2 protein-coding genes are annotated in these 1,219 nt (G+C 58.4%); both read right to left on the reverse strand.

Translation table 11 applies throughout. The features are described from left to right. Window positions 1–15 precede the first annotated feature (15 nt). Window positions 16–336 (reverse strand): DMT family transporter, encoded by a 321-nt coding sequence (locus AC1VAN_RS20660; protein WP_025874621.1) that lies wholly within the window; start codon window positions 334–336, stop codon window positions 16–18. A gap of 165 nt (window positions 337–501) precedes the next feature. After that, window positions 502–1,219, reverse strand: a 718-nt coding sequence (speD, locus tag AC1VAN_RS20665) for an adenosylmethionine decarboxylase (protein WP_480986617.1), incomplete at its 5' end; no start/stop codon positions are given.

Here is a 1,219-nt window from a genome sequence, read left to right on the forward strand (position 1 = left end):
CCGCCACTACCGGGATTAATTGGGTGACACCAGCTTCAGGCCGATCACGCCGGCCACGATCAGGCCCACGCAGGCCAGGCGTGCCGGCGAGGCGCTGTCGTTGAACAGGTAGATGCCCAGCACCGTCACGCCCATGGCGCCGATGCCGGTCCAGATCGCATAGGCCGTGCCGACCGGAATGTTCTTCATCGCCTGGCTCATCAAGTACAGGCTGATCAGCGCCGACACCACCGTCAGGGCGGTCGGCACGGGTTTGCTGAAACCTTCGGAGTACTTCATTCCAAGGGCGAATCCGATCTCGAACAGACCGGCCAGCAGCAGGTAGATCCAGGGCATGGGTGGGGGCTCCTTACCTTTTTGGGAAAAACGAAACGGCCCGGTGTTTTCACACCGGGCCGTAGGTCGGTACATCGCCGTGGAACTGAAGATTGCGCCAAGCGCAGGCTCCACGGGGCGGGGCGTCCCGCCTGGGTGGCGATGCCTACCGGCATCGCACATGGGTCACTCAGCCAGGTTGCGGCCGTGGAACAGCTCTTCGATCTCACGACGCAGCAGCGCTTCGATCTTCATGCGTTCCTTGAACGAGATGTTCTTGGCCTTTTCCTCGAACAGGTACTGGTCCAGGTCGAAGTCCTTCAGGTGCATCTTCGTGTGGAAGATGTTTTCCTGGTAGACATTGACGTCGAACATCTCGTAACGCGACTTGATGTTCTTGGCCAGGAAGTTCTGGATCGAGTTGATCTTGTGATCGATGTAGTGCTTCTTGCCCTTCACATCACGCGTGAAGCCACGGACACGGTAGTCCATGATCACGATGTCCGATTCCAGGCTCTCGATCAGGTAGTTCAGTGCCTTCAACGGCGAAATGACGCCACAGGTAGCCACGTCGATATCGGCGCGGAAAGTGGCAATGCCTTCCTGCGGGTGCGTTTCCGGATAGGTGTGCACGGTGATGTGCGACTTGTCCATGTGCGCGACCACGGCATCGGAAATCAACTCCTTGCCGGCCTGCTTCTTGTCGATCACCGGCTCTTCGGAGATCAGGATCGTCACCGAGGCACCCTGCGGATCGTAATCCTGGCGCGCCACGTTGAGGATGTTGGCGCCGATGATCTCAGCGACATCGGTCAAGATTTGAGTAAGCCTGTCGGCGTTGTACTCTTCATCGATGTATTCAATGTAACGCTGACGCTCCTCTTCGGTGCGCGCGTAACACACG

Source organism: Stenotrophomonas sp. 05L44_2 (assembly GCF_056665995.1).